The sequence below is a fragment of the Aquimarina pacifica genome (assembly GCF_000520955.1).
Taxonomy (GTDB): domain Bacteria; phylum Bacteroidota; class Bacteroidia; order Flavobacteriales; family Flavobacteriaceae; genus Aquimarina; species Aquimarina pacifica.
The window spans coordinates 29,612-50,337 of record NZ_JACC01000039.1 but is presented as its reverse complement, the minus strand read 5'-3'; the positions used below and the strand labels follow the sequence as shown (position 1 = coordinate 50,337).

Here is a 20,726-nt window from a genome sequence, read left to right as displayed (position 1 = left end):
GATGATATTTTTCAAACACCATTTTTTTAAGATCTCATAATCTTCTTATAGTTATGTTACTAATGTCGAGTCTTTAATTACTAATTTTTGGCCCGATAACGGAAAATTTAAAGCTAAAAAGAGGGAAATTAAAAATTATTAGGTTCGTCATAATTAAGCTTTATCTTTTTTAGTTTCTACTTTTGTTTAAAGTCTATGTGTCTGCACCATCTCTAATATCTTGTTTTTAGATAGTTTGTTGTATCGTTAAGTATGTAATTTAGGAAATAAAAACTGAATAGAAAACCTAGGTGTATTTTCGTAAGTATTATACCACCGAGAGGTTGATTTTATAGGTTGTGGCTAATAATCGTTGTCTTTTCTTGCTTAAAATATAAATCTTACGTTCTAAAATTATACGGTAAATAGGAGTAAAACTAATTATACACGTATGAATTGTTGATGGATATAAAAACAATTGTAAAGTGCTACTTTTCATTTTTTCATTCATAATCGTGTTCTTTCTTCCACTCTATGAATTCAATTTTTTTACCCTTTGTTTTCTATATGATCGATTTCTAGTATTTCTCCATCTTCGGGGATATAAACTTTATACATTAGACGGTTATCCCTAAGAATAGTTTTTAATTTATCTCGCGTTAATGGGCAATGATTTATTGATTCCATATGGTTTGCAATAACTTTGCCTGAAGAGTTTTTTACAAATTTTATGATATCATCAACACTCATTATCAATTGCTTAAACAAATCAAATTGCGCAGTTCCGCAAGCCAAAACACTAATTTCTGGGTTATAATTCTTTAGTACTTTGTCAACTGACTCTGTGTATATTGTGTCTGAACTTAAGTAAATAGATTTTTGATTAGGAAGCTTAATAAAAAACCCGATTACATTTCCCATTAATTTAGAAACGACTCCATAACCGTGTTTAGCAGGGATACCTTCAATAGTTCCTCCTAAAAAGGTTTGTTTTTCCCAATATTTTAAGGTTTGAACAATATTCAGTCCTTTTTTTGTTAATGCTTTTTTATCTTTTATACTACAAATAACAGGAATGTTCTTTTTAATCAAGAATTGTATTCCTTTACTATCTAGGTGGTCAGGATGTCGATGTGTTATTAAACAATAAGTTACTTTTTCTAAGATAGTATTTATGTTCTGGGGTAGGGGTACTGTTGGGTTTTTTCTAGCTTTATGTCTGAACAGTGTAAAACTTGGCATGATTCCTTGGTCACCTAACATTGGGTCAATCAAAATAGCTTCGTTTTCTGTTTCAAGAACCATAGTGGCATTTCTGATTTGATGGATTTTTAGCATAGTATCAAATATTTTTACAAATATCTAATTGATAGGTAAGATATCCATTGATTCAAATCAAGAAGTACGTTTTCTTATTCTACTTAATGTTTCGGGTGTTATATTTAAATAAGAAGCAATATGATATTGAGGAACGTATTGAAGCCATTCGGGTTTGTATATAAATAATTCTTTATAAAGTTCATCGGGTGTTTTGGTTATTCGATTGAACTCTAACATTTCTTTTTGTTTTAATAACTTCTTAAATGATGACTCAACAAAGGATTTTCCACATTCGTATTTTTCTAGTAAATCAAAAAAAGAGTGTCGTTCTATACTTAATACCTCTACAGAAGTTATACATTCTTGATTTTTTTTGGTTGAAGAGTTTTGACTAAAAGTTAATAGGTCTGAGATAAATTGCGGTTTAACATAAAAATTGATATTTACTTCTTTTTTCTGATTAGAATAAAATTCCCGTACTACACCATTATTTAGAAAACGAAGTTTTTTGTCTTTAGAGTCTGCTTTGAGTATTATAGTTCCTTTCTTATAATTTTCTATTTTAAATAAAGAAAACAACTCTTCTAATCCATGTTCATTGAGCGGATATTCGGTTTTAAAGAATTTAGAAATTTCTTGGAACATATTTTTTGTATGTTGTCGACAGGTTATTCTTTTTTTAATCGTTTGTCAAACCATCCTATTACCGTTTCGTTCAGTTCTGTTTTATATTCTGAAAAAAAGTGGTCTGTATCAAATTTTTTTAATTCAAAATCGTAGTTTATTTCTTTTAATTTGTTGGCGATTTTGTCTGCTTGTTCTGGGTTTACTCTTTTATCTTTGATTCCGCATAAAATTAAGAGACTACTATTTTTGCTTAATTGGTCTACCCAATAAATGGCTGAACGTTTTTTTAATGCTTCTTCTTTGTTATTCCAATAATTAGGAATACATTCGGCAAAGACATTAGTTTCCATTTTTGGTCTAAACTTGGCTATGTCAAATAAGTCAGATGTTCCATTTCCTATAATAGCAGTCTTTATTAGGTCTGATTTTTTGAGGGCTAAGTAGGTCATCATTCCACCTCTCGACCAACCAAACATCCCAATACAATTCGCGTTGGCTTTTTCAATTTCTTTTACAGTTTCTGTTAAATTCAATACATCATTTATCTCCATACCCCCAAATTCATCTTTTGTCCTGTAGTTGCTTCCTATTATTACATAACCTTGTTCTGCTAATTTAGAAGTATACATTATCATCGTCGCAACCGTTAATGGAGCAAAATCTCTGTTTCCTCCGCGATTAAAAATCACCACTGGATATTTACCTTCTTTTTTTGGCTCAACTAACAAACCTTTAATTGTACGGTTGTCACTTTCGTAAGTAATAAAATAGAAATTCAATTTATTTAAATGTTCGAAATTTGAATTCAATTTATTGTCTTGAGAAATGCTGTTCCAAATCGGAGTTTTTGAAATATCAACTAATCTTTTAGAGTGTAATTTTCCGTTTTGTGAAAAACCCAAACTTAAAAAGAGGAAAAAAAATACTGATGTTATGACTCTGCTCATTAGTTTAGATACGTTACAGGTAGCAATCTTGTATATATAGAGTAAATGGACTTAATATAGCCGCATTTATGCATACAATATACTTTAATTTACTTAAATAGTGATCTAGGTGAACACCTAAACCACTATTGTTAATGCCTAATTTAGTGTATTGTTATTGATCTCTCAAATCGTAATAATTACAAGTGAGTCTATACTGTTTTGAATTTTAATTTTTAGTATGAGAATCGTACACTTTACCACTTATTTTCCATTCTCCTTCTTTTTTGAATAAGACAAAGAAATCAGTAAAGCGAAATCCATTCCAGTCATAAAATTCTACTTTTGCAGCTGCAGCTGGTCCAGAAATATCAATCCATGCAATATGAGATTGAACGTTTTCTGATGGGCCACCATCACTCACTGCAACGCCAAATTCATCTGCGGTCATATTATAAACTTGCCCCTCTATTGAACCTATGATATGTGCATGGTCATAAAATGCAGTCCGGCTTAATTTTCCATCTCCTGACTTTGCCGTTTTAATATAAGGCTCCAAAGCTTTTTCGACATCTCTGTAATCATTAAAACTCTGTAATTCTCTGTTTTTTTTATCCATTTTTTCTGTTTTTGAATTGTCATTGATAGTTGATTGTACGTTTTGAGCATTGATGCTACATACGATAATACTAATGACTAAAAGGGTTATTACTTTTTTCATTGTCTTGATTATTAAAATAATACAAGGCAAAAGTATGATTGAGTTTTACTACAATAATGTAGAAAACGACCAATGATATGGACAAAAGGGTCAGGTAGTTTGTTGCACTCTGAATTCGGTAGGAGAGAGACCAATACGTTTTTTGAATAATCTTGTAAAGTATTGAGGATCATTAAATCCTGTTTCATAAGCAATGTCACTTATACTTAATTCGCTTACTAGCAACAATTCTTTGGCTTTGTTAATTTTTTGAGTATTGATATAATTGTTAGGACTGTCATTGAAAAAGTTCCTAAAAGCCCTTTTAAAGGATGAAAGACTCATATTACAAAGCTTGGCCAGTTCCTGAACAGAAAGATTAGAAAATGTATGTAAAGCAATAACCTCATTTAATTTTATGGCTTTGGTACTATATAAATCTGTAATTAGTTGTTGAACTGAATCTATATAGTTAGTCTGAATGAGTAGTAATAATAGTTCCTTGACCTTTAATTCAAGTAAATCATTATTTACTAAGGTTGGATTCTCAAAATAAAATTCTAAAGAGTCAATAAATTTCGTTATTAAATCATTCGAAGAAATTTTTATACTTTGCTCACTATTGGTTCGTTTAATAATTGTAGTTGGGATTTCATTTTTATAAATTTCTTTAATCAATTCTGGAAAAAGATGAATCACAATGGTTTCTAATTCTTCATCATTATTTTTTTGAAGTATTTCAAGAAAATTACTTCCACATTTTAACAAAATAGCTTCTTTTCCCCTTATTTCTGTATTATGTTCACTAGATAGTAATTTGGTATTACCATTCTTAAAATATATAAAACATCCTCTGTCTTGAAAAATAGCTTCGTACTTTAAGGGTGTACGAACCTTCATTTTTTCAACAATCGTAAAATCTTTATATTTAAAATATTTGTGATCTTGAGTCAAAATGTTGTTTTATCAATCAAATTTGGTTTCTAATGGTGAGCATATTAGCTGTTAGTATTGTTTTGAATAATGGTCTCATAATGTTCTACCGTTGGAAAAGGATCATAGTACAGATGTAGCATTTTTTTCCATTCTAGATATTCTGTTGATTCTCTGAAACCAATAGTATGATCTTCAATTGTTTCCCAATTTACGAGTAAAACATACTTATTGTTTTCTTCGATACATTTTTTTAATGTATGTCCTTTATATCCTTTTATTGAACTAATATATTTTCCGGCAATATCAAAGTCTATTTCAAATTGCTTTTCAAGTCCTTTTTTAACATTCAGTATCGCTAATTCGAGTATCATAATTATGTAATTCTTTATCCATTTTTATTTTCAGTTAGAAGAAGTAGTAGTACTTGCGTTATAATAATTAGAGCTAAAAACGAAATATATGAAAAATAGTATGCGAAAAGATACTACATTTTGAGATTGGTATAGAGACATTTTTTTTATTTTGGTAAACTTTCTAAGTTGTAAGCTAAAATACTTTTTTGGTTTTAGTTATGAGAATATGTGTTTTCGATTTTATACTTAATGAGCTATGTTTTATAGCCCCTATTGCTTAACGTTCATATTCTCTATTGCCATTGCTTTGTTATAAAATACCTGAAACTCTTTATCTGAGTATTTAACTCTCATGGCTTGTAAAACATCAGAAAGTCCCAGACTAACCCATTCCCAAAGCATTGTATCGAAATTGTATTTATACATCTGTTCAGATACTTCTTTTCTTATATCAATAACTATATCTCTACTAATTCCATTTTTAATGAGTGAATTTATAGTATTTTCTGTTTCCTCTTCGGTATATTCGGTATCAAGAAATGGATCCAAAATATTATCCCAAGTCCAATTTTTTTCTGAAATCTTAATATTGTTAGTTTCGACAAATTTTGTCAATTCTTCTAATTTTTCTGCAGAGATAAAAATCCAATCATTTTTATATGATAATTGGGGTGGAGTAGCGGTTAAAGTGATAGAATTAATTTCATCGGCTTTCAAAATAATACTAGGATTTGCTAAAGAGGGTTTAAAAGGGTAGTTTTTTATTGATATTTCATCTTTTTTGATCGTGCATATACCATAACCACAAAAGAAGTTTTTTAACTCATAATTAGTTGCATTAAAAAATGTTACTGTTCCTTTTTTGAAAATATTTTTTATGAATTTTAGTATCATTTTTTGGAATAAAGCACAAGAAAAGCTCTTACTGTGTTTTAGTTTTGATTTAAAAATAAGGAAAAGACTTTTGCAATAAGACAAGTAAGAGAATATTTCTACTATCGCAGGATATAATTTCAGTTATGGGTATTAGGGCGATTTATTTTTTTATATCGAAAAGTCCTTTTTTTACTTTCATCAGAATAATAAATTAAAATTAAATCTTGTGGTGTCCATTCTTTTATAGAATAGTAAAGAATGTTTTCAGTTTTATATTTTAACTGTGATAAGTCGTTGGTTATTTCAATTTCGTAGTCAAAGCTTTTCTCTAATTCATAATAGATAGAATCTTTTTTATTAGCTATGATATGCAATTTATGAGTTATATCATTAATTGAGTTATTGGCCAAAAAATTAAGACTTTCAGTAATATTTGACTTAGTTTTTGTTACTCCATCTAAAGTAATTTGACTCTCAATAAGTCTAGTTACAGAAAGTTCTTTATATTCTTTACTATAAAGTTTCATATTTATAGAATCAAATTCCCTTTTGTGTTTTTTTTTACTGAGGATGTTTATAGTGTTTATAGTGAGATTGTTGTGTGGTTTGTGATACGTTAAAATTAACGAATCATTTTTTACCTTATAAAAACCAGTTTTTATTGATGAACCTGCTCTTTGTGTAAAGATGCTATCAGTTTCAAATGAAAGTATTATTCTAACTCCGTTATTTTTTACAAACAGATATTCTCCTAGATTTTTTTGAGAATATATGTTATTTACGATTAATAAAATGAATAAGATGTTTTTCATTTTTAAGGGTGGGTTCATTAATACATGCAATTTTGCACATCTTAAGTAAGTATATCTACAAGTTGTTAAATTGTATAATAAGTCAAGAAACCGAGCTATTTTCAATCTATACTTTTTAATAATCAGTCAGAATATTATAATTTAAAAATAACATTGTGTTTGTACTAGCTAGTACACTTTTGAGTGCGTTGTACTATGAATGCCAAAGATTGTTTTATAATATCTAACCTGAAAATAATCAGAATTTTCAGGTTAGATATTGTGATAGTAAACATGCTCATTATCTCTATAGGAAATTCTATAAGTAACTAACTATACAATATTGTTGATAGTGTCGTGTCAAAACTCTCGGCAGATAATCAGTCTTTTTTCTGAGTAATTTTACCAAGTCGAATAATCTAAGAAAAGGCTGTTTACTTCTCGAAGTGTTTTTCTTATTATTTTTTATCTCCAAAATAAGATACCCCACCACCGCTTAAGAAATCTTCTCTTACAGGACTAAATGTGTCAATAAGCATTCCTTCTTCTAAGCAAACCGCACTATGCAATAAATTAGGCTCAATATAAACTCCATCTCCTGCTTCAACAATTTTCTTTTCTCCATCAATTTCAAATTCAAACTTACCTGAAACACAATAGGTAGCTTGAGTATGAAAATGTTTATGAGGAGAACCTAATGCTCCTTTCTCAAATTTCACTTTTACCATCATGATTTGGTTATCGTAACCTAAGAATTTTCTTGATACTCCTCCACCAAGCTCTTCCCAGTCCATTTCTTTTGTGATGACGTACTTTTTACTAAATCGTTGCATTTTTTTAATATTTTGAATTTTAATTATTACGCGGGCAATATAATTTATTTCTATATAATTAGAGAAGTTAGTACCAGAAATTTATGATTTTAATTCTAACTGTTTCGTTCCTCTTCTTTTTTAAGAGGGTTCATGTTTGATGTATTACGTGTTTTAATCTGTTTTGGATAGTTTTTTGGTGTTTTTTTGATAATTTTGATATATGCGGTTGCTTTTTAATTCGTTTTTATTTTTGGTTATAAGTTTCTCTTTCTAATTTATACCAAATTGCCTCTTGTATTATTTCATCGTAAGGAGCTTTCTTATCATATACCATTCCTATTTTTTCCATTACTCTGATCGAAGTCTTGTTTTCGGGTAATGCTATGGCAATAATTAAATCAAGATTAAGTACTTTAAAACCATAATCAATAATGGCTTTAGAGGCCTCTGTTGCATAGCCCATTCCCCAGAATTTTTTTTTGAGTCTGTATCCAATATCCACTTTATCAAATTCTGGTAAATAAGTTAATCCCGCCCAACCAATAAATTTACTTGTTTCCTTTTGTATTACGGCTAATCGACCGAATCCATACTCTCTATAGTCCTTAAGTCTTATCGCTATTGATTGTTCTACTTCCTTCATTGATTTAATAACGGGTTCTCCTGTCCATTTTTGAACTTTTGGATCAGAATGTAACAGAAATAATTCTTCTTTATCATCAAAAGTAATTTCTCTTAATACTAATCTTTTGGTTTCGATCAATGTATTCATTTTATAAATCTTACAACTTTTATTACAAGGAATGTGGGTTGGGTTACAAGCTCTTATACTTCAGTTTATATTATACCACAATGTAATAAAAAAAGGGCATAGGTTAAGGTCGTACTGTTATTACTTAGATAGATTATTTTTAATTAGTTCAAATGCAAAACGGAGTGCATTATCATTATTATCAAGTTTCTATTTTATCGATTTTTTTATCAGGTAATTGTATTTTTATCAGTCTTACTTATTGATAGAGAACATATCTAGGTGGCTTCAGTCCATTCAACCTCATATAGACAAGCATCTGCCCTCTATGATGAGTTATGTGGTCGGCAAGTAATAACAAAATCTGTCTTTTTGTTCTATTTGCTCCAAAATAGTCTAACTTTTCTTCAAGTTTATTTATGTCAAAATTTGAGATAAATTCTCTGGTTTTGTCAAAAGTCTCACTGATTTTGGCTATCATTTCCTTTTTCGATTTGTTATCTACTTTAAGTTCTGTATCAGTAGCCCAATCTCTAGCTTCTCGGCCGCCCATTAAAGATTGACTATGCCAATCCATTGCCCACCCAATATGCATTAAATTTTCTGAAAAACTCATAGATTCTGTTGTTGCTTTGAATTTATATTTGTTCTCAGGCATCATTTCGGCTACAAGAATTAAATATTCTTTCGATTTATCCAGTCGTTCTATGTATTCTTTTATAAAGGGATCTTTTTGTGCTAGAATAGGAGATAAAAATGAAGAAAATAGGAGTATTGAAATAAGGGTTATTTTATGTTTTATATTTTTCACTTAGTTCAGTTTTTAATTTCTACTTAGATTTCTTTTTGTAATCAATGGTTAGACATGAAGATCAAAAGTCATTTTAATGCTTTTTACTTTGGGTTATAAATATTTATTATTTAACTAGAGCAATCACAGTCGTCTATAACAACAAGAGACCAATTATTGTCTGCGGCTATAAAATATAGTTTTTTAATAATCATATTATTATGTAGTATAACTACTTTCATTTTATCACCTCTCTTATACCTGTCTGGTAATTCTATTTCCTTGCCTTCAAATGTTTCTAAAATATAGGTAGGAAATTTTTTCACTTCTTTAAAATAAACACCATCGGGACTCTTACTTTTTTCACAAAAACCATTAACTGGCATTTCATTTTCGAAATAGATTGCTTTAGGCATTTCTGGCTCTTGTTCTTTATCATAATTTTCGAAGAGCATGTATGGTTCTAACTTACATGTAGTACCTGGATTATATAACCTAAAATAACCGATGTTGTAATTTTTGAGGTCTCTAGCTTGTGAACGATGTGTCCAATAATCAAATCCAATACCAAAAAAATGTTTATCGAGAATATTTTTGAGATAGTTTTTAAAGTTCGGAATAGTGTGTTCTTGGTTGATAGATGTTTGAGACCCAAAGACCCAACCTTTTTTATTTTGGTATACTATATGGTACCAATAATCTGTGATTTTACCTATAGATTGTTGTGTTCCTTTTTCAAGAATTCTACAGGTACTGCCATGATCTAGTGTAAATACAACTTTGCCAGTCATGGGTTTCGAACGAACCCAAATGTTATCCCCCTTTATAGTCAATGAATCATTACTACTATATTGTATAGCATCCAATGTTTGCGAATACACATTCGTACAAATAAAAAAAAGTAGTATGAGTTTATTCATATGAATAATTAATTGGCATTACGTACTTTGTGTTTGTAATACTTTATATATAGTTGTATCTAAGAAACATTCAAAAAAAATGTTCGGTACTTACCCAAAGGTAGCAAAAATGAAAAGAACAGTATTAAAGAGTTTTGTATCAATAGATTATATGTGTTTTTGTGTAGTTTTTATTTAAGTGGATATGTTTTTCTGTTCGAGATAGTGTAAAGTATGGATTATTAACTAGTAAGAAAGATGTAGTTAAGTAATTTTTTCCTTGTTGTTTTCTAATGGTATAAAGACTCGGTGGTATTAAGGGTGGTAGTTAAAAGTAATGAACTTTCTAGAAACCTTTTAATCACTTTTTATTTTCTAATCCGTTTAATTCTATTTCCGTCTAAAAAACCATCTAATAAAACGACTTCATTAACTATGTTATTCGTGCTTCTTAAAAAGCGCATAGAGGCGTCCATTTGTTCCATATAAAATTGGTTTTCGGATTGTGGTTTTAGATGTATTTTATTCGGTCCCATCATTACAAATAAACTATCATTTTGAACCACAACTTGAAAATTTGTATTTTCATTTATAGCATAAGAGCCAGAATAATCTTTTAGTAATTTTTTATCAATATCGAGTTCTTTTCTTGCCAAAGGAATTCGATATTCTTTATCGTTAATAATTGCATCAATACTATTCGATATTTCTTTTGCAACCGGATGTCTTCGGTTACTTAAAACGATTATTGAAATTTTATTTTGAGGATTTCTATATACAGAATAACTAAAACCATCATGTTCTAAATAACCTTCAATCTCTACTTTATTTACCGAATTTGAACTAATGATTTTTGTCAAGTCATGAGCTGTTGATTTAAGTCCATTTTTAATGAATGTGTTTTGCGAACTTATGACTGGTGATTTTTGTAATTCAAGTCCATTACCTTGATAATTATGATACAGGTAGCCTACGGCCAAATTAGTATCTGTTTTTTCAAAATAAGTGTTTTCTAATTCTAAATCTTTACTGTATTCCTCAATGTTTTCTTGGAAACTTTTTCCACTTATTTTTTCGATAAATAATCTTAAATAATCATGATTTAATTTATTCTTCTCTGATTGGTCCAAAGAACCTAGTGCTGAATTTGGCGTTTGATTTAATAAATCATTTAGAGTTAAGTCATATTTGATTTCTGGAAAGTACTTAGAAATGTTATCCGATAATTGAATTTGGTATTTAATTACCATTTCCTGAATCATATTGGTAATAACTATTTCAGAAATTTCACCTATCTTAAAAGAGGTGTTTTTTGAAAAAGGATTCTTTTTTTCGTAATCAGCTAGACCAAAGTTATTGTTGTAAATAATTGAATTTTCATTGGCAACCAATATAACTCCGCTAAATCGGTTTAATTCAAGATAGCGATTTGCTAGACTGTTAATTTTTTCAGTTTTCAGTTGTTGTAGATGCTCGGTTTCGGTTTTATTTTCTGTTTTACACGAAATTAAGCTTACTGTCAAAATCAAAAGGCAAAATAATGGATTCTTCAATTTCTTCATAATTACTACCAATGTTTACTCTATGTATGTTGTGGTTGGTTTTTTAGTAATAGTTGATTTTAAAATATATTATAGTATTCCAGAGAGTCTAAAAACAACTAAATAATATCCCACCAACTAAAAGTAAGTATCTAAGTCCTGGAGTAATTTTAATCTTATTCTTAAGATAATACCAGTCAAAAAGTTCCATTAGTGCTCCTAATGAATAAAAAACATTGGCACCAATTCCCCAAAATATTACTCCAATCGTATCCTCTGTTGTCCATTCGTAATCTATTTTGCCTAGAGAATCATAAATTCCGTATATTCCGAAGAGCCCAACCGCACTATTGAAAATCCAGCGTTTGGATTCCCACCACTTTATATTTGTTTTTAAATCTTCTAGGGTCATCTAAATTAGCTTCTACATTTAATATATGTGTTGTAGCATGGCAAAAATACAAGAACTATTCGATTAGTTGCTTTGAAGTTATAATCATATATATTCTTGCGCACAGTACTTTTATTCTCATCTATTCATCAATTCTATCTATCCTTTTTTAATTCCACTATAATAATTATCTTCTTTAAATTCGGGGATTATAACTTGGTCAATGATGCTTTTACATATCTCGTCGGTGAGTATTTTTCAGTACCTAATCCTGTTGAGATTCTGATTTTTCCAAGTGGCATACGACTCAAGTGAAGCAATAGGAATACCAATATAATTTGTTAGAATAAAAGAAAGCATATATTATTCCTATTGAACCTATAACTATAAGTACTTTTTTCATTTTATTGTTTATAACGGTCTTGTATGTGATAGTAGGGTATTTGAATGACTGCTTTTCTGATTTATAATATACTTTAATTTTAATAAAAGCACCTTGAAGAGGTGCTTAAATTACTGTTACTTGTAGACAATATTTTTGTATACTTATTTTTTGATTTCATTTCTTAAATCTACCAATTTCAATTCTTTATGGTAGGCTTCTATTCTTGCATGGGCAGTCCCATCTACCAATAAGATAACTATTAACATAGCAATCGTTGTGATGCTAATTGCTCGCCAAGTAGGTGTGTTAATAAAAATTAGCACTAAGGAAGTCACAATGATGATGATAGGAATTGCTTTAAACACCACTGTTTTGTATTCTTTTAAAGTTCTTTCTGCACGCAGAATTTCTGACTCTACAAATGCCGGGGCATCCGTTTTGTAAGCAGTTTCAAATTCTGTAATTCTTGATTTATTGGTAAAAAATAACCCAAGTCCGATTGTCATGAGTAAAGAACCCGCTACCAAAGTTGGAATAATGTATGCTCTGGCAATATCAGTTTTTCCTAGCTGCCAAAACCCGATGCTTGCGATTAAAAATAGTATCGCAAAAAACATAAAAAATCGTGTTGAGAAGACTTCGGCTTTTGCCCATTCGAGTGCAATTTTTAATATATCCATGTTAATTTAATTTATATTTTTCTCTATACTCTGTTGGACTTATACCTTCTTTCTTTTTAAATAATCTCGAAAAATAAGGAGGATATTCAAATCCTAATTCATAAGCCACTTCTGAGATACTTTTATTTGGTTGTAGTAAAATATTCTTTGCTTCATCAATTAAGTGCAAGTGTAAATGTTCGGTAGTAGTTTTACCTGTTTCTTTTTTAAGTGTATCACTTAAGTAACGTTGCGAAATCGATAATTCGTTTGCTATTTGTATGATACTCGGAATACCTTTTTCTTGTAATTGCCCTGATTCAAAATATTTAAATAGATGTCTATTAAATTTTTCTAATAAATCATTTGATAAATCTTTTCTGTTTAAAAACTGTCTTTCATAGAAACGATTGGCATATTTTAATAAAGTATCTAATTGAGAGATAATAATTTTTTTACTAAACTTATCTTGATTGTTTTGATATTCAATTTCAATATTTTTTGCTATTGATTCTATTTGTTTCTCTTCTTTTGGAGACAGGTGTAATGCTTCATTTGCTGTATACGAGAAGAAACTATATTTTTTTATTTGTTGAGCTAATTCTGTTCCTTGCAGAAAATCTTCGTGAAAGTTTATCGAAAAGCCTTTTTGCTCAAAAACCACACTATTATCCCATTGCAGAACTTGTCTTGGCGAAATAAAAATTAGAACACCGTTAGTAAAATCATATTTTGTGCGCCCATAGTTTAAGTTTCCTTTTACAAACTTTTTTAAACTAATAGAATAGCAATCGTTTGTAATTGGTGGCGAACTTTCTCTTGGACAAGGTAAGTAATCATTGCCTTTTGAGTTAAATACACTCAGCATAGGATGCTCGGGTCTAGGAAGCTTTAAGTAATCTAAATAGGATGATAAAGTTTTAAAATGTTGCATACTACTAATTTATAAATTCCACTCGAAACCAATAGTTTTTTCTGATAATTTCCATAACCTCTGTGCTACGGCTTTATCTTTTGCATGTGGTTCTAATTTACATGCTCCCACCGGACCGGTCCAATAACCTCTTCCTGTAGGCCCATAGAACTCATTTTGGTCCAAATTTGGCTCTGTTGCACACATCAATTGTGGATAAGAACCTTTTTCGGCCGATTGTACAAAGGGTGATAATTTCATTAGTTGCCAAATAAAGCGTGTCATTAAACCGCCACTGGTTTTAATTAATGATGTTCTAGAGGCACCTGGGTGACAAGCATAAACTTTAACATCTGTTTTACCTACTTCTTTTAGTCGGTCTTGTAATTCGTAAACGCACATAATCTGCGCCAGTTTACTTTGGCTATATACATCATTGGCATTGTAGTTCTTATCCCAGTTCATATCGTCAAATTGTATGGTCTTAATACCTAAATTATATCCCATACTACCTACTGTTACTATGCGACCTTTAGATTCTTCAATTCGCGGGTAAAGAAGAGCTTGTAGTAAGAAGTTGCCATAGTGATTTACACCAAGTTGGCTTTCAAAACCGTCTACGGTAAGTATTTGTTTTGGTACTTGGGCAATTGCAGCGTTACAGATAAGTGCATTGATATTAGGAACTGTTTTAAGAACCTTCTCTGCTGCTTTTTTTACAGAGGTTTGTTCTGCTAAATCCATTTGTATAGATGATACATCTATGTTATTACCTAGTTCTTGCTTCAAAACAGTGATGGTATCCTCTGATTTTTTTGGATTTCGATTAAGCATCACGACTTTTGCTCCCTTTGCAAGCAATATTTTCGCTGCTTCGAATCCGGTACCACTTGTCGTTCCTGTTATGACGTAAGTTTGACCATTTAGATGTCCAATTCTATCAGGCGTCCACCCTTTGTTACCAAATTGATTTATTTTCATTTTTGCCTATATTTTTTAATCATTAAAAGAATAAGACAAAGTTAGGGCGCAAGTAATCTTAACTTCTTATACGGATTTTCGAATGTTGTATACTTTTTGGTTTATCGTAATGTTCTCAGAAATAGATACTTTACATGAGTTAAAGATTAGGGTTTATTCTAAATTGCATCCTAGCTTTGTGAGTTGATTACAAATCTGCTGTGACTACATGTATAATGCAGCACATGTTTATTATTTCAGGAACTCATACCACTGGTATTTCAGATAAGTAACTCCATGATTTTTATTACTTTTTTTAGCACATTTCTTTTTTGCGGTGCTTTCAATTTTATAATAAAACCTTTTGATCTCAAACCTAAAATTAACGGATTGTTACAGTTAAATACTCATTTTTACCTTAATCTTTGCATGAAGAATTAGTAAACCCAAAATAGGAAATTATTGGTGTTATACTTACAACGACCTTTGGTTAAGCTCAAAAAATTATCGATTATTTTTATACATTATTAGCCGCCCTTTTTATTTCATTATTTGATTAAGGTGATGTTCTAAATGGTCGACATAGTCTATTATTAAGAACTCTAAGTCAGAGATATTTCCTTTTCCCAATTCTATTTTATAACTCAAGGTTTTTTCAGTTTGCAACTCAATTATGTTCTTTATCCTATTGTTGATTGATAACCAAAATTCAATAATTTCTTTAGTTTTAGCGTTTTGGTAGTCATTTACTTTAACTAACTCATTTTGTTTATAGGTTCTTATTTTGTACGGTTTGTCTTCAAATTGTATTTCCGTAAATCTTTGAAGATTATTGATTCCAGAATCAATTAAATGCCCTAATACTTCTTTTTTTGACCACTTTTCAATACTTATTTTTTGGCTCATTTCTGATTCAGAAGATTGAGATAAATATTCGAATCCACTTTTTAGTAATTGTTCAAGTTTATTAGTTGTTTCTTTCATCCCTTCGTTAAGTTTTTGAGATTGTTGTGTTTATTGGTTTTCTTCAGTTTCTGTATACCTACATATTCCTAAATCCTTTCTACTTAATTGTGGTTCAACATACATTTTAAGGTTATTCTCATCATATCCAATCTTAAATTTTGTTTTAGAACATCATTATTCAACTTTAGAAATCCTAAAATTCCAACAGTCAGAATTATTAGTATGATAATAAATTTCGTACTAAATTTTCAGTTTTTTAGAATGACATACAATGGTTTTATAGACGTTGTGGGTATTAATTTTCTATTTGTTTTATCATTTCTTTTGCAACTATTGCCGAGGAGGGAAGAAACATGGTTGACACAATTCTTTGGTCGATAACTATATCGTGTTTATTATTTAAATCACTTTTGGATTGAAATAAACCGCCATTGTCTCTCAATTGATTTTCTAACATTACTGGTAATAAAGTGCCTTTTTTAGCCCAGTTTTTGGTAATCTCAGTAGCATTCGGAAAACCAGTTACTTTCTTCCCCTTTACCATATATTCTCCATTACTAAGTTTGACATTTGCAAAAGCACCGGGTCCGTGTCCACAACCTCCTACGATTCCTTCATTTTCATAAATGTTAGCTATAATTGATAATAAATTCTCATTATTAGACACGTCGAATAATGGTCCATATCCACCGCCAATAAAAACGGCCTGATAGTCTTTATAATTTACTTGGTCAGGAGTAAGTGAATTTTCAACATTATCATTAAAATTTTCATACTTTATGGTATAGCTACTAATTCCGATAGGATCCATCGAAAATGGGACTTTTCCGCCGGTTGGCGAAACAAAATCAACTTTATATCCATGAGAAACAAAAATATGATATGGAGGAGCTACTTCCCAGAGGTTATTACCTGCGAAGTGTTTTTCTGGGTCCCCCATATTCTCGGTATTTGATACGATAATTAAGATTTTTCCTTTTGTAGTGTTCTCATTTTTACAGGAAACAAAAATTACTAATGTTAGTAATACTAAAAGTGTTTTTTTCATTTTTTGATTGATTGATTGAATTTTATATAAGATAATAAAAAGAGAAGAATGTTACAGTTTTTATCATTAATGTGAAGGTTTTGGCTATGAGTATTTGTGTGGTGCACTGTTTAACTTCACAAGATACAAACCAAACTAAAAATCAGAAAGGGTTTTCAGAAGTGAGCGGGCACAAGCAATTACTTACAGCAATTGTTAGGCACTATTTTTTATTCGATTATAAATTTCACTTTTACTTTTGCTACGAATTTCATTTTCTCAAAATCAATTATAATATCTTCTTTGGCCCGATTACCGTAAATGCTAGAATATCCTCTTATCTGAACTCCAGCTACTTTACCATGTAATTGACTTTTTATCGATTCAGATTCTAAATCCGAAATATAGATTGCTTTTCCAACTATTTGGTCTAAAGGCTCAACCATTTTTTTGGCATTTTGTTTTGCCTTTGAAATTGCCTTTGTTTTTAAATCTAACAGTAATAGGTCAGATTTAGAATATTCAGTTTTATTAATGGATACATTTGATATTTCTTCACGTTCTAATCCTGCCATTACTTTTCCGACGGTCTCTGCATCGTTAACAATTAACGAATACATTTTTGTTTTTAAAACTTTTTGCCCGCCTAAAAAGTATTTTTTGAAGTCACTACTATAGTCTAAAACAGAAAGACTTTTTTCTAAATCTATCTTTAGTGAATTTAGAACACGCAACATTGAAACTTCTAATTCCTCTGTTGATTTTCGGTTTCGATTGTCTTCTTCGTTTAATAGTATAACCAAACGAATTTTGTCAGGTGTTACTAAAGTGTCAATTTCTGCAATCGTTTCTAAAAATGGCTGATCAATAAAGTTCTTATTTTGAGCAAACGTAGGCATTGTTATAAATACGAGGAGAATGAGTATGACTTTTTTCATTGATTTTATTTTTATAGTTCGTTGTTTTTATCGAAACTATAATTTTGGTTGTTTTTTCAAAAGTCAGAATGAGTAAACTATACCTTTTAATTAGTTTGTTGATTATTTGATATTTTTCTTTCAAATGTTGCCTAACCGCTTTTAGGTGATATGTATCCGTCGATGTGTATGTACTACAAATCTTATTATTTGCTAGTTTTAATCAATTCGTTTCAAATATTTAATCCAATTCCCAAAATTGATGGTTTTTCTCACTGTTTCATTTTCAAAGAATTTAGAAAGTTCGGTATTCAACCAATTTTCAATTTGGCAATAATTCTCACCACGAATTATAGCGTCTGCAATATTACTTTGTGTAGTAAAATATAAGATTAATTCGTCTTTTGTAAATGAGACTTCATTTTTGAAGTTATCTTCTTTGACCAAGTCGAAGCGGCTTCTTTTTACATTCTCAGTACTCCAATCGTAGTTATTATTTCTTTTTGGTGATGGATATTTATGCATATATGTTTTGGGAAACCAATCTTTAAAAGATTCATTTTCTCTCATTTCTGATATAAAAAAGTTATCATAAATAATCAGGTATGCATTACTCCTTAGCAGACGATTTGCTTCAGATAAAAACGGGTCAATGTTGAACCAATGAACTCCTGAACAAACGGTAATTATATCGAATTCTTTATCTAAAAATGGTTGGTTTTCTGCTTTTGAAATAGCATAATTAATCTTGTCTTTTGAAATAGCATTATTCAACATTTCTTCAGAAGCGTCAGTTCCATAAACTTTATTAGCTATTTTGAGTAGGACTTTTGTAGATAATCCAGTTCCACAAGCAATATCAAGAGCTTTTTCGACATTCTCAAAAATCATTAACTCTTTTTTGATTCTTTCAATTGTTGTCGAATGAAAAGCGGGTCTTCCTTTGGCGTATCGCTCTGCAGCATTCTTAGGTCCAAAGTAATTCATTTTTACATTCCTTTTGGGTTCTACTAAGTACACGTAACGTAAAAAAACACAAATCAGAGCAAGCTAAGTATCCATGCACCAATCAATCTATTTACGCATTTTTATTTCTTTCTTAAATTATAAAAATCTAACACCACTACAAAATAGAAATGATCTTTTGGTCTATAGACTCAACTTTGCTATGATTTTATATATAATGTTGGCTGTTTTTTCTTTTTATAAAGTTCTAATTTTTTACGTTAGAAGTGATGTTTAATTTTACTGATTCAACGACGTCATCTATCGTTTCATGACCAACAAATTTTGTATAGAACACTGCTGTAGTTTTATATTGGCCTACGGGTAAATTAGCGTTTACCTGTACATTAATATCGGCATTTTTACCCGGTTCTAACCCACCAGTAACTAAGTTTCGATCCGCTGTAATTACATTTACTGTTGTACTAGGAACTTTATCCTCATAGGTAGTTGCAGACTTAAATTGAATTTTATGGTTTCCTATATTTTTCCATTTGGTAATACCCGTAAAATATTCTGATGAACCTGGTGTAATTACATCTGGTGTGGTAATATCTGTATTTTCAATTTCTACTGGGTTTTTTACATCAACAATTACATTTACCCATTTAATTCTATTGTTTGGATCGTCTCTAAGTACGATAATAAAGTTTTTGGGATATGCAAAATCAAAATTGGTTTCTGCGGTAGGGTAGGGTGTATCTACATCTGCAATAGGGATAGAAGAATCTTGTGTATAAAATACTTCTTCTGCATCAAATGTAACCGTTGGTGTTAAGTCGGAAAAATCTGTCCCAGCAGGTACGAACAAATAGATATCTTTTCTATTATTATCCTCAATGCTTGTTTCAATGGTAACATCATCGGTTAGTTCAGTGTTTTTGCTAGCTTCAAATTTAAAATCTGTAACGCTTAAAGTTGATGATATTGATGCAGCCTCTTGTTCAATCGTTACTGTGTAATGTAATAATTCTTGTGATTCATCCAATACATTTACAATGGTATGTGTCTGACTTTGTGTTTCGTAATTAAGAGTGGTACTATTTCCGGGTAAAATATTGAATTTACTTAAATTCAATTCGTCTGATGTAACAGCAGAAGCGATTCCATTTAGAGAAATCGTGTTGGGAATTATAATATTGATTTCACCAAAATCTGTTTCTTGGTTATCTACAATCGTAGGTTGTGTAATGTTCATAGAAATCGGTGTAATCCCAAACAATGGAAAATCAGATAACTTAGCATCATCAAGGTTTATTACATCTGGATTTGATCCGGGGTCATTACCATCATCTTTGTTACACCCCATAAAAATTGTAGTGAATAAAATAAGGATTAAAATTGGTGTTATTCTTTTTTCCATAATTGGTTTATAATAAATGCTAAAGATTTTTTTTGTGAAATGTAGCGTGCAAAAATACACTAACTTTTTGGTTTGGTAGGAAACTTAATTTTCTATGTTTTTAATTTTACTATTCTAAAAGTCAAATTTAAAAATTTGGAGTTTTTTTAAGAGTAAGAATTGTTCTTTGGGTTAAGCACTTATTGATTATGTTTTATACGCCATGTTCTCTATGGGCTTTATTCTACATCAGAATCATGCAGTCCGTCAATTAGTTGGTCAATTTGAACGATAATTTGTTTTCTTTTTTGTTTAGATTTTTCAATAATTTCTTCAGTACTTTTCGGGTTAGAGATCTGATTGTTGTAATAGTCAACAAGAGTTCGCATGGCATTCATTTTTGCACTCAAGTGGGTTTGTTCTACTTGTCGAATTAAAACTTCTTGAGATTTACGCTGAATTTTTCCGCTTTTTTCAAGTTCTTTTCTGTTCAAAACAATTTCTTCTCTATTTTGCTTTATTTCCTCTCGCTGTAGAATAATAGTGTATATTAATACTGCAAAAGCAAGAGCAGAAAACAATGCGTTTACGGCGCCAAATAAGTCTCCAAAAGTTCCTCTATCAGACCATTCAGAAAGAAAAAACATAATCAAAATAGCAGATACTCCCCAAATAAGAACAACCAAAAGAATCAACTTGATTAAGATACTATTTTTTGAATTTTCTCTTTCCATGATTATTTATATAGATTGCAGTTAACATATCGTATTAGAAAGGTAGGGTGGTAGGTGATAAGCGATACGTTTCTGGTTTATACGGACCATAATTTTATGTTTATATTTTCGTTTTTGTTACTT

The 20,726-nt window shown here is 30.1% G+C and carries 24 protein-coding genes; all 24 read right to left on the bottom strand.

What is annotated here, in order from left to right:
* Positions 1-528: 528 nt before the first annotated feature.
* The 24 genes from DZ60_RS0117525 to DZ60_RS24410 all read right to left on the bottom strand — a co-directional run bounded on the left by DZ60_RS0117525 (position 529) and on the right by DZ60_RS24410 (position 20,603).
* The gene (locus tag DZ60_RS0117525) at positions 529-1,317 is read right to left on the bottom strand and encodes an MBL fold metallo-hydrolase (RefSeq protein ID WP_025743328.1); all 789 of its coding nucleotides are present in this window, start codon (positions 1,315-1,317) and stop codon (positions 529-531) included.
* A 57-nt stretch (positions 1,318-1,374) separates the two neighbouring features.
* Complete coding sequence (locus tag DZ60_RS0117520) at positions 1,375-1,944, bottom strand: Crp/Fnr family transcriptional regulator (protein ID WP_025743327.1); 570 nt, start codon at positions 1,942-1,944, stop codon at positions 1,375-1,377.
* Between the two features lie 23 nt (positions 1,945-1,967).
* Positions 1,968-2,873 carry an alpha/beta hydrolase family protein gene (locus tag DZ60_RS0117515; protein ID WP_025743326.1) on the bottom strand — a complete coding sequence of 302 codons (906 nt, stop codon included), beginning with the start codon at positions 2,871-2,873 and terminating at the stop codon, positions 1,968-1,970.
* 208 nt (positions 2,874-3,081) lie between these two features.
* Positions 3,082-3,573 (bottom strand): nuclear transport factor 2 family protein, encoded by a 492-nt coding sequence (locus DZ60_RS24415; protein ID WP_025743325.1) that lies wholly within the window; start codon positions 3,571-3,573, stop codon positions 3,082-3,084.
* A 90-nt stretch (positions 3,574-3,663) separates the two neighbouring features.
* A complete protein-coding gene (locus DZ60_RS0117505) occupies positions 3,664-4,452 on the bottom strand; it encodes a helix-turn-helix domain-containing protein (RefSeq protein ID WP_051477679.1) in 789 nt (262 codons plus the stop codon).
* 98 nt (positions 4,453-4,550) lie between these two features.
* The gene (locus DZ60_RS0117500; protein ID WP_025743323.1) at positions 4,551-4,859 is read right to left on the bottom strand and encodes an antibiotic biosynthesis monooxygenase family protein; all 309 of its coding nucleotides are present in this window, start codon (positions 4,857-4,859) and stop codon (positions 4,551-4,553) included.
* Between the two features lie 252 nt (positions 4,860-5,111).
* The gene (locus DZ60_RS0117495; RefSeq protein ID WP_025743322.1) at positions 5,112-5,735 is read right to left on the bottom strand and encodes a hypothetical protein; all 624 of its coding nucleotides are present in this window, start codon (positions 5,733-5,735) and stop codon (positions 5,112-5,114) included.
* A gap of 119 nt (positions 5,736-5,854) precedes the next feature.
* A complete protein-coding gene (locus tag DZ60_RS0117490; RefSeq protein WP_152537466.1) occupies positions 5,855-6,529 on the bottom strand; it encodes a hypothetical protein in 675 nt (224 codons plus the stop codon).
* A gap of 437 nt (positions 6,530-6,966) precedes the next feature.
* Positions 6,967-7,341, bottom strand: coding sequence for a cupin domain-containing protein (locus DZ60_RS0117485; RefSeq protein ID WP_025743320.1), 375 nt, complete (start codon positions 7,339-7,341; stop codon positions 6,967-6,969).
* Positions 7,342-7,567: 226 nt separating this feature from the next.
* On the bottom strand, positions 7,568-8,095 hold the full coding sequence (locus DZ60_RS0117480) for a GNAT family N-acetyltransferase (protein ID WP_025743319.1): 528 nt from the start codon (positions 8,093-8,095) through the stop codon (positions 7,568-7,570).
* A 238-nt stretch (positions 8,096-8,333) separates the two neighbouring features.
* A complete protein-coding gene (locus tag DZ60_RS0117475) occupies positions 8,334-8,885 on the bottom strand; it encodes a DinB family protein (RefSeq protein ID WP_025743318.1) in 552 nt (183 codons plus the stop codon).
* A 110-nt stretch (positions 8,886-8,995) separates the two neighbouring features.
* Positions 8,996-9,784 (bottom strand): SH3 domain-containing protein, encoded by a 789-nt coding sequence (locus DZ60_RS0117470; RefSeq protein ID WP_025743317.1) that lies wholly within the window; start codon positions 9,782-9,784, stop codon positions 8,996-8,998.
* A gap of 347 nt (positions 9,785-10,131) precedes the next feature.
* Positions 10,132-11,325, bottom strand: a complete 1,194-nt coding sequence (locus DZ60_RS0117465) for a serine hydrolase domain-containing protein (protein WP_034230031.1) — start codon at positions 11,323-11,325, stop codon at positions 10,132-10,134.
* An 88-nt stretch (positions 11,326-11,413) separates the two neighbouring features.
* Positions 11,414-11,716, bottom strand: a complete 303-nt coding sequence (locus tag DZ60_RS23340) for a hypothetical protein (protein ID WP_051477678.1) — start codon at positions 11,714-11,716, stop codon at positions 11,414-11,416.
* 138 nt (positions 11,717-11,854) lie between these two features.
* On the bottom strand, positions 11,855-11,908 hold the full coding sequence (locus DZ60_RS25615) for a hypothetical protein (RefSeq protein WP_241448758.1): 54 nt from the start codon (positions 11,906-11,908) through the stop codon (positions 11,855-11,857).
* A 333-nt stretch (positions 11,909-12,241) separates the two neighbouring features.
* Positions 12,242-12,760, bottom strand: coding sequence for a hypothetical protein (locus DZ60_RS0117455; RefSeq protein ID WP_025743315.1), 519 nt, complete (start codon positions 12,758-12,760; stop codon positions 12,242-12,244).
* A gap of 1 nt (position 12,761) precedes the next feature.
* On the bottom strand, positions 12,762-13,673 hold the full coding sequence (locus tag DZ60_RS0117450) for a helix-turn-helix domain-containing protein (protein ID WP_025743314.1): 912 nt from the start codon (positions 13,671-13,673) through the stop codon (positions 12,762-12,764).
* A 9-nt stretch (positions 13,674-13,682) separates the two neighbouring features.
* Complete coding sequence (locus DZ60_RS0117445; RefSeq protein ID WP_025743313.1) at positions 13,683-14,633, bottom strand: SDR family oxidoreductase; 951 nt, start codon at positions 14,631-14,633, stop codon at positions 13,683-13,685.
* Positions 14,634-15,152: 519 nt separating this feature from the next.
* A complete protein-coding gene (locus tag DZ60_RS0117440) occupies positions 15,153-15,596 on the bottom strand; it encodes a DinB family protein (protein WP_025743312.1) in 444 nt (147 codons plus the stop codon).
* 277 nt (positions 15,597-15,873) lie between these two features.
* Positions 15,874-16,626, bottom strand: coding sequence for a type 1 glutamine amidotransferase domain-containing protein (locus tag DZ60_RS0117435; RefSeq protein ID WP_025743311.1), 753 nt, complete (start codon positions 16,624-16,626; stop codon positions 15,874-15,876).
* 209 nt (positions 16,627-16,835) lie between these two features.
* Complete coding sequence (locus tag DZ60_RS0117430; RefSeq protein WP_025743310.1) at positions 16,836-17,543, bottom strand: SIMPL domain-containing protein; 708 nt, start codon at positions 17,541-17,543, stop codon at positions 16,836-16,838.
* A 198-nt stretch (positions 17,544-17,741) separates the two neighbouring features.
* Positions 17,742-18,509, bottom strand: a complete 768-nt coding sequence (locus DZ60_RS0117425; RefSeq protein WP_025743309.1) for a class I SAM-dependent methyltransferase — start codon at positions 18,507-18,509, stop codon at positions 17,742-17,744.
* A 226-nt stretch (positions 18,510-18,735) separates the two neighbouring features.
* Positions 18,736-19,890 (bottom strand): hypothetical protein, encoded by a 1,155-nt coding sequence (locus DZ60_RS0117420; protein WP_025743308.1) that lies wholly within the window; start codon positions 19,888-19,890, stop codon positions 18,736-18,738.
* A 218-nt stretch (positions 19,891-20,108) separates the two neighbouring features.
* Complete coding sequence (locus DZ60_RS24410) at positions 20,109-20,603, bottom strand: hypothetical protein (RefSeq protein WP_025743307.1); 495 nt, start codon at positions 20,601-20,603, stop codon at positions 20,109-20,111.
* Between the last annotated feature and the right edge of the window lie 123 nt (positions 20,604-20,726).

What these genes read in the sequence shown, in the direction of transcription:
- DZ60_RS0117435 (WP_025743311.1), bottom strand. Translation starts at nt 16,626, where the DNA reads ATGAAAAAAACACTTTTAGTATTACTAACATTAGTAATTTTTGTTTCC.
- DZ60_RS23340 (WP_051477678.1), bottom strand. Translation starts at nt 11,716, where the DNA reads ATGACCCTAGAAGATTTAAAAACAAATATAAAGTGGTGGGAATCCAAA.
- DZ60_RS0117515 (WP_025743326.1), bottom strand. Translation starts at nt 2,873, where the DNA reads ATGAGCAGAGTCATAACATCAGTATTTTTTTTCCTCTTTTTAAGTTTG.
- DZ60_RS0117425 (WP_025743309.1), bottom strand. Translation starts at nt 18,509, where the DNA reads ATGAATTACTTTGGACCTAAGAATGCTGCAGAGCGATACGCCAAAGGA.
- DZ60_RS0117420 (WP_025743308.1), bottom strand. Translation starts at nt 19,890, where the DNA reads ATGGAAAAAAGAATAACACCAATTTTAATCCTTATTTTATTCACTACA.
- DZ60_RS24415 (WP_025743325.1), bottom strand. Translation starts at nt 3,573, where the DNA reads ATGAAAAAAGTAATAACCCTTTTAGTCATTAGTATTATCGTATGTAGC.
- DZ60_RS0117470 (WP_025743317.1), bottom strand. Translation starts at nt 9,784, where the DNA reads ATGAATAAACTCATACTACTTTTTTTTATTTGTACGAATGTGTATTCG.
- DZ60_RS0117430 (WP_025743310.1), bottom strand. Translation starts at nt 17,543, where the DNA reads ATGAAAAAAGTCATACTCATTCTCCTCGTATTTATAACAATGCCTACG.
- DZ60_RS0117445 (WP_025743313.1), bottom strand. Translation starts at nt 14,633, where the DNA reads ATGAAAATAAATCAATTTGGTAACAAAGGGTGGACGCCTGATAGAATT.
- DZ60_RS0117500 (WP_025743323.1), bottom strand. Translation starts at nt 4,859, where the DNA reads ATGATACTCGAATTAGCGATACTGAATGTTAAAAAAGGACTTGAAAAG.
- DZ60_RS0117505 (WP_051477679.1), bottom strand. Translation starts at nt 4,452, where the DNA reads ATGAAGGTTCGTACACCCTTAAAGTACGAAGCTATTTTTCAAGACAGA.
- DZ60_RS0117525 (WP_025743328.1), bottom strand. Translation starts at nt 1,317, where the DNA reads ATGCTAAAAATCCATCAAATCAGAAATGCCACTATGGTTCTTGAAACA.
- DZ60_RS0117520 (WP_025743327.1), bottom strand. Translation starts at nt 1,944, where the DNA reads ATGTTCCAAGAAATTTCTAAATTCTTTAAAACCGAATATCCGCTCAAT.
- DZ60_RS0117495 (WP_025743322.1), bottom strand. Translation starts at nt 5,735, where the DNA reads ATGATACTAAAATTCATAAAAAATATTTTCAAAAAAGGAACAGTAACA.
- DZ60_RS0117490 (WP_152537466.1), bottom strand. Translation starts at nt 6,529, where the DNA reads ATGAAAAACATCTTATTCATTTTATTAATCGTAAATAACATATATTCT.
- DZ60_RS0117485 (WP_025743320.1), bottom strand. Translation starts at nt 7,341, where the DNA reads ATGCAACGATTTAGTAAAAAGTACGTCATCACAAAAGAAATGGACTGG.
- DZ60_RS0117450 (WP_025743314.1), bottom strand. Translation starts at nt 13,673, where the DNA reads ATGCAACATTTTAAAACTTTATCATCCTATTTAGATTACTTAAAGCTT.
- DZ60_RS0117480 (WP_025743319.1), bottom strand. Translation starts at nt 8,095, where the DNA reads ATGAATACATTGATCGAAACCAAAAGATTAGTATTAAGAGAAATTACT.
- DZ60_RS0117440 (WP_025743312.1), bottom strand. Translation starts at nt 15,596, where the DNA reads ATGAAAGAAACAACTAATAAACTTGAACAATTACTAAAAAGTGGATTC.
- DZ60_RS0117455 (WP_025743315.1), bottom strand. Translation starts at nt 12,760, where the DNA reads ATGGATATATTAAAAATTGCACTCGAATGGGCAAAAGCCGAAGTCTTC.
- DZ60_RS24410 (WP_025743307.1), bottom strand. Translation starts at nt 20,603, where the DNA reads ATGGAAAGAGAAAATTCAAAAAATAGTATCTTAATCAAGTTGATTCTT.
- DZ60_RS0117465 (WP_034230031.1), bottom strand. Translation starts at nt 11,325, where the DNA reads ATGAAGAAATTGAAGAATCCATTATTTTGCCTTTTGATTTTGACAGTA.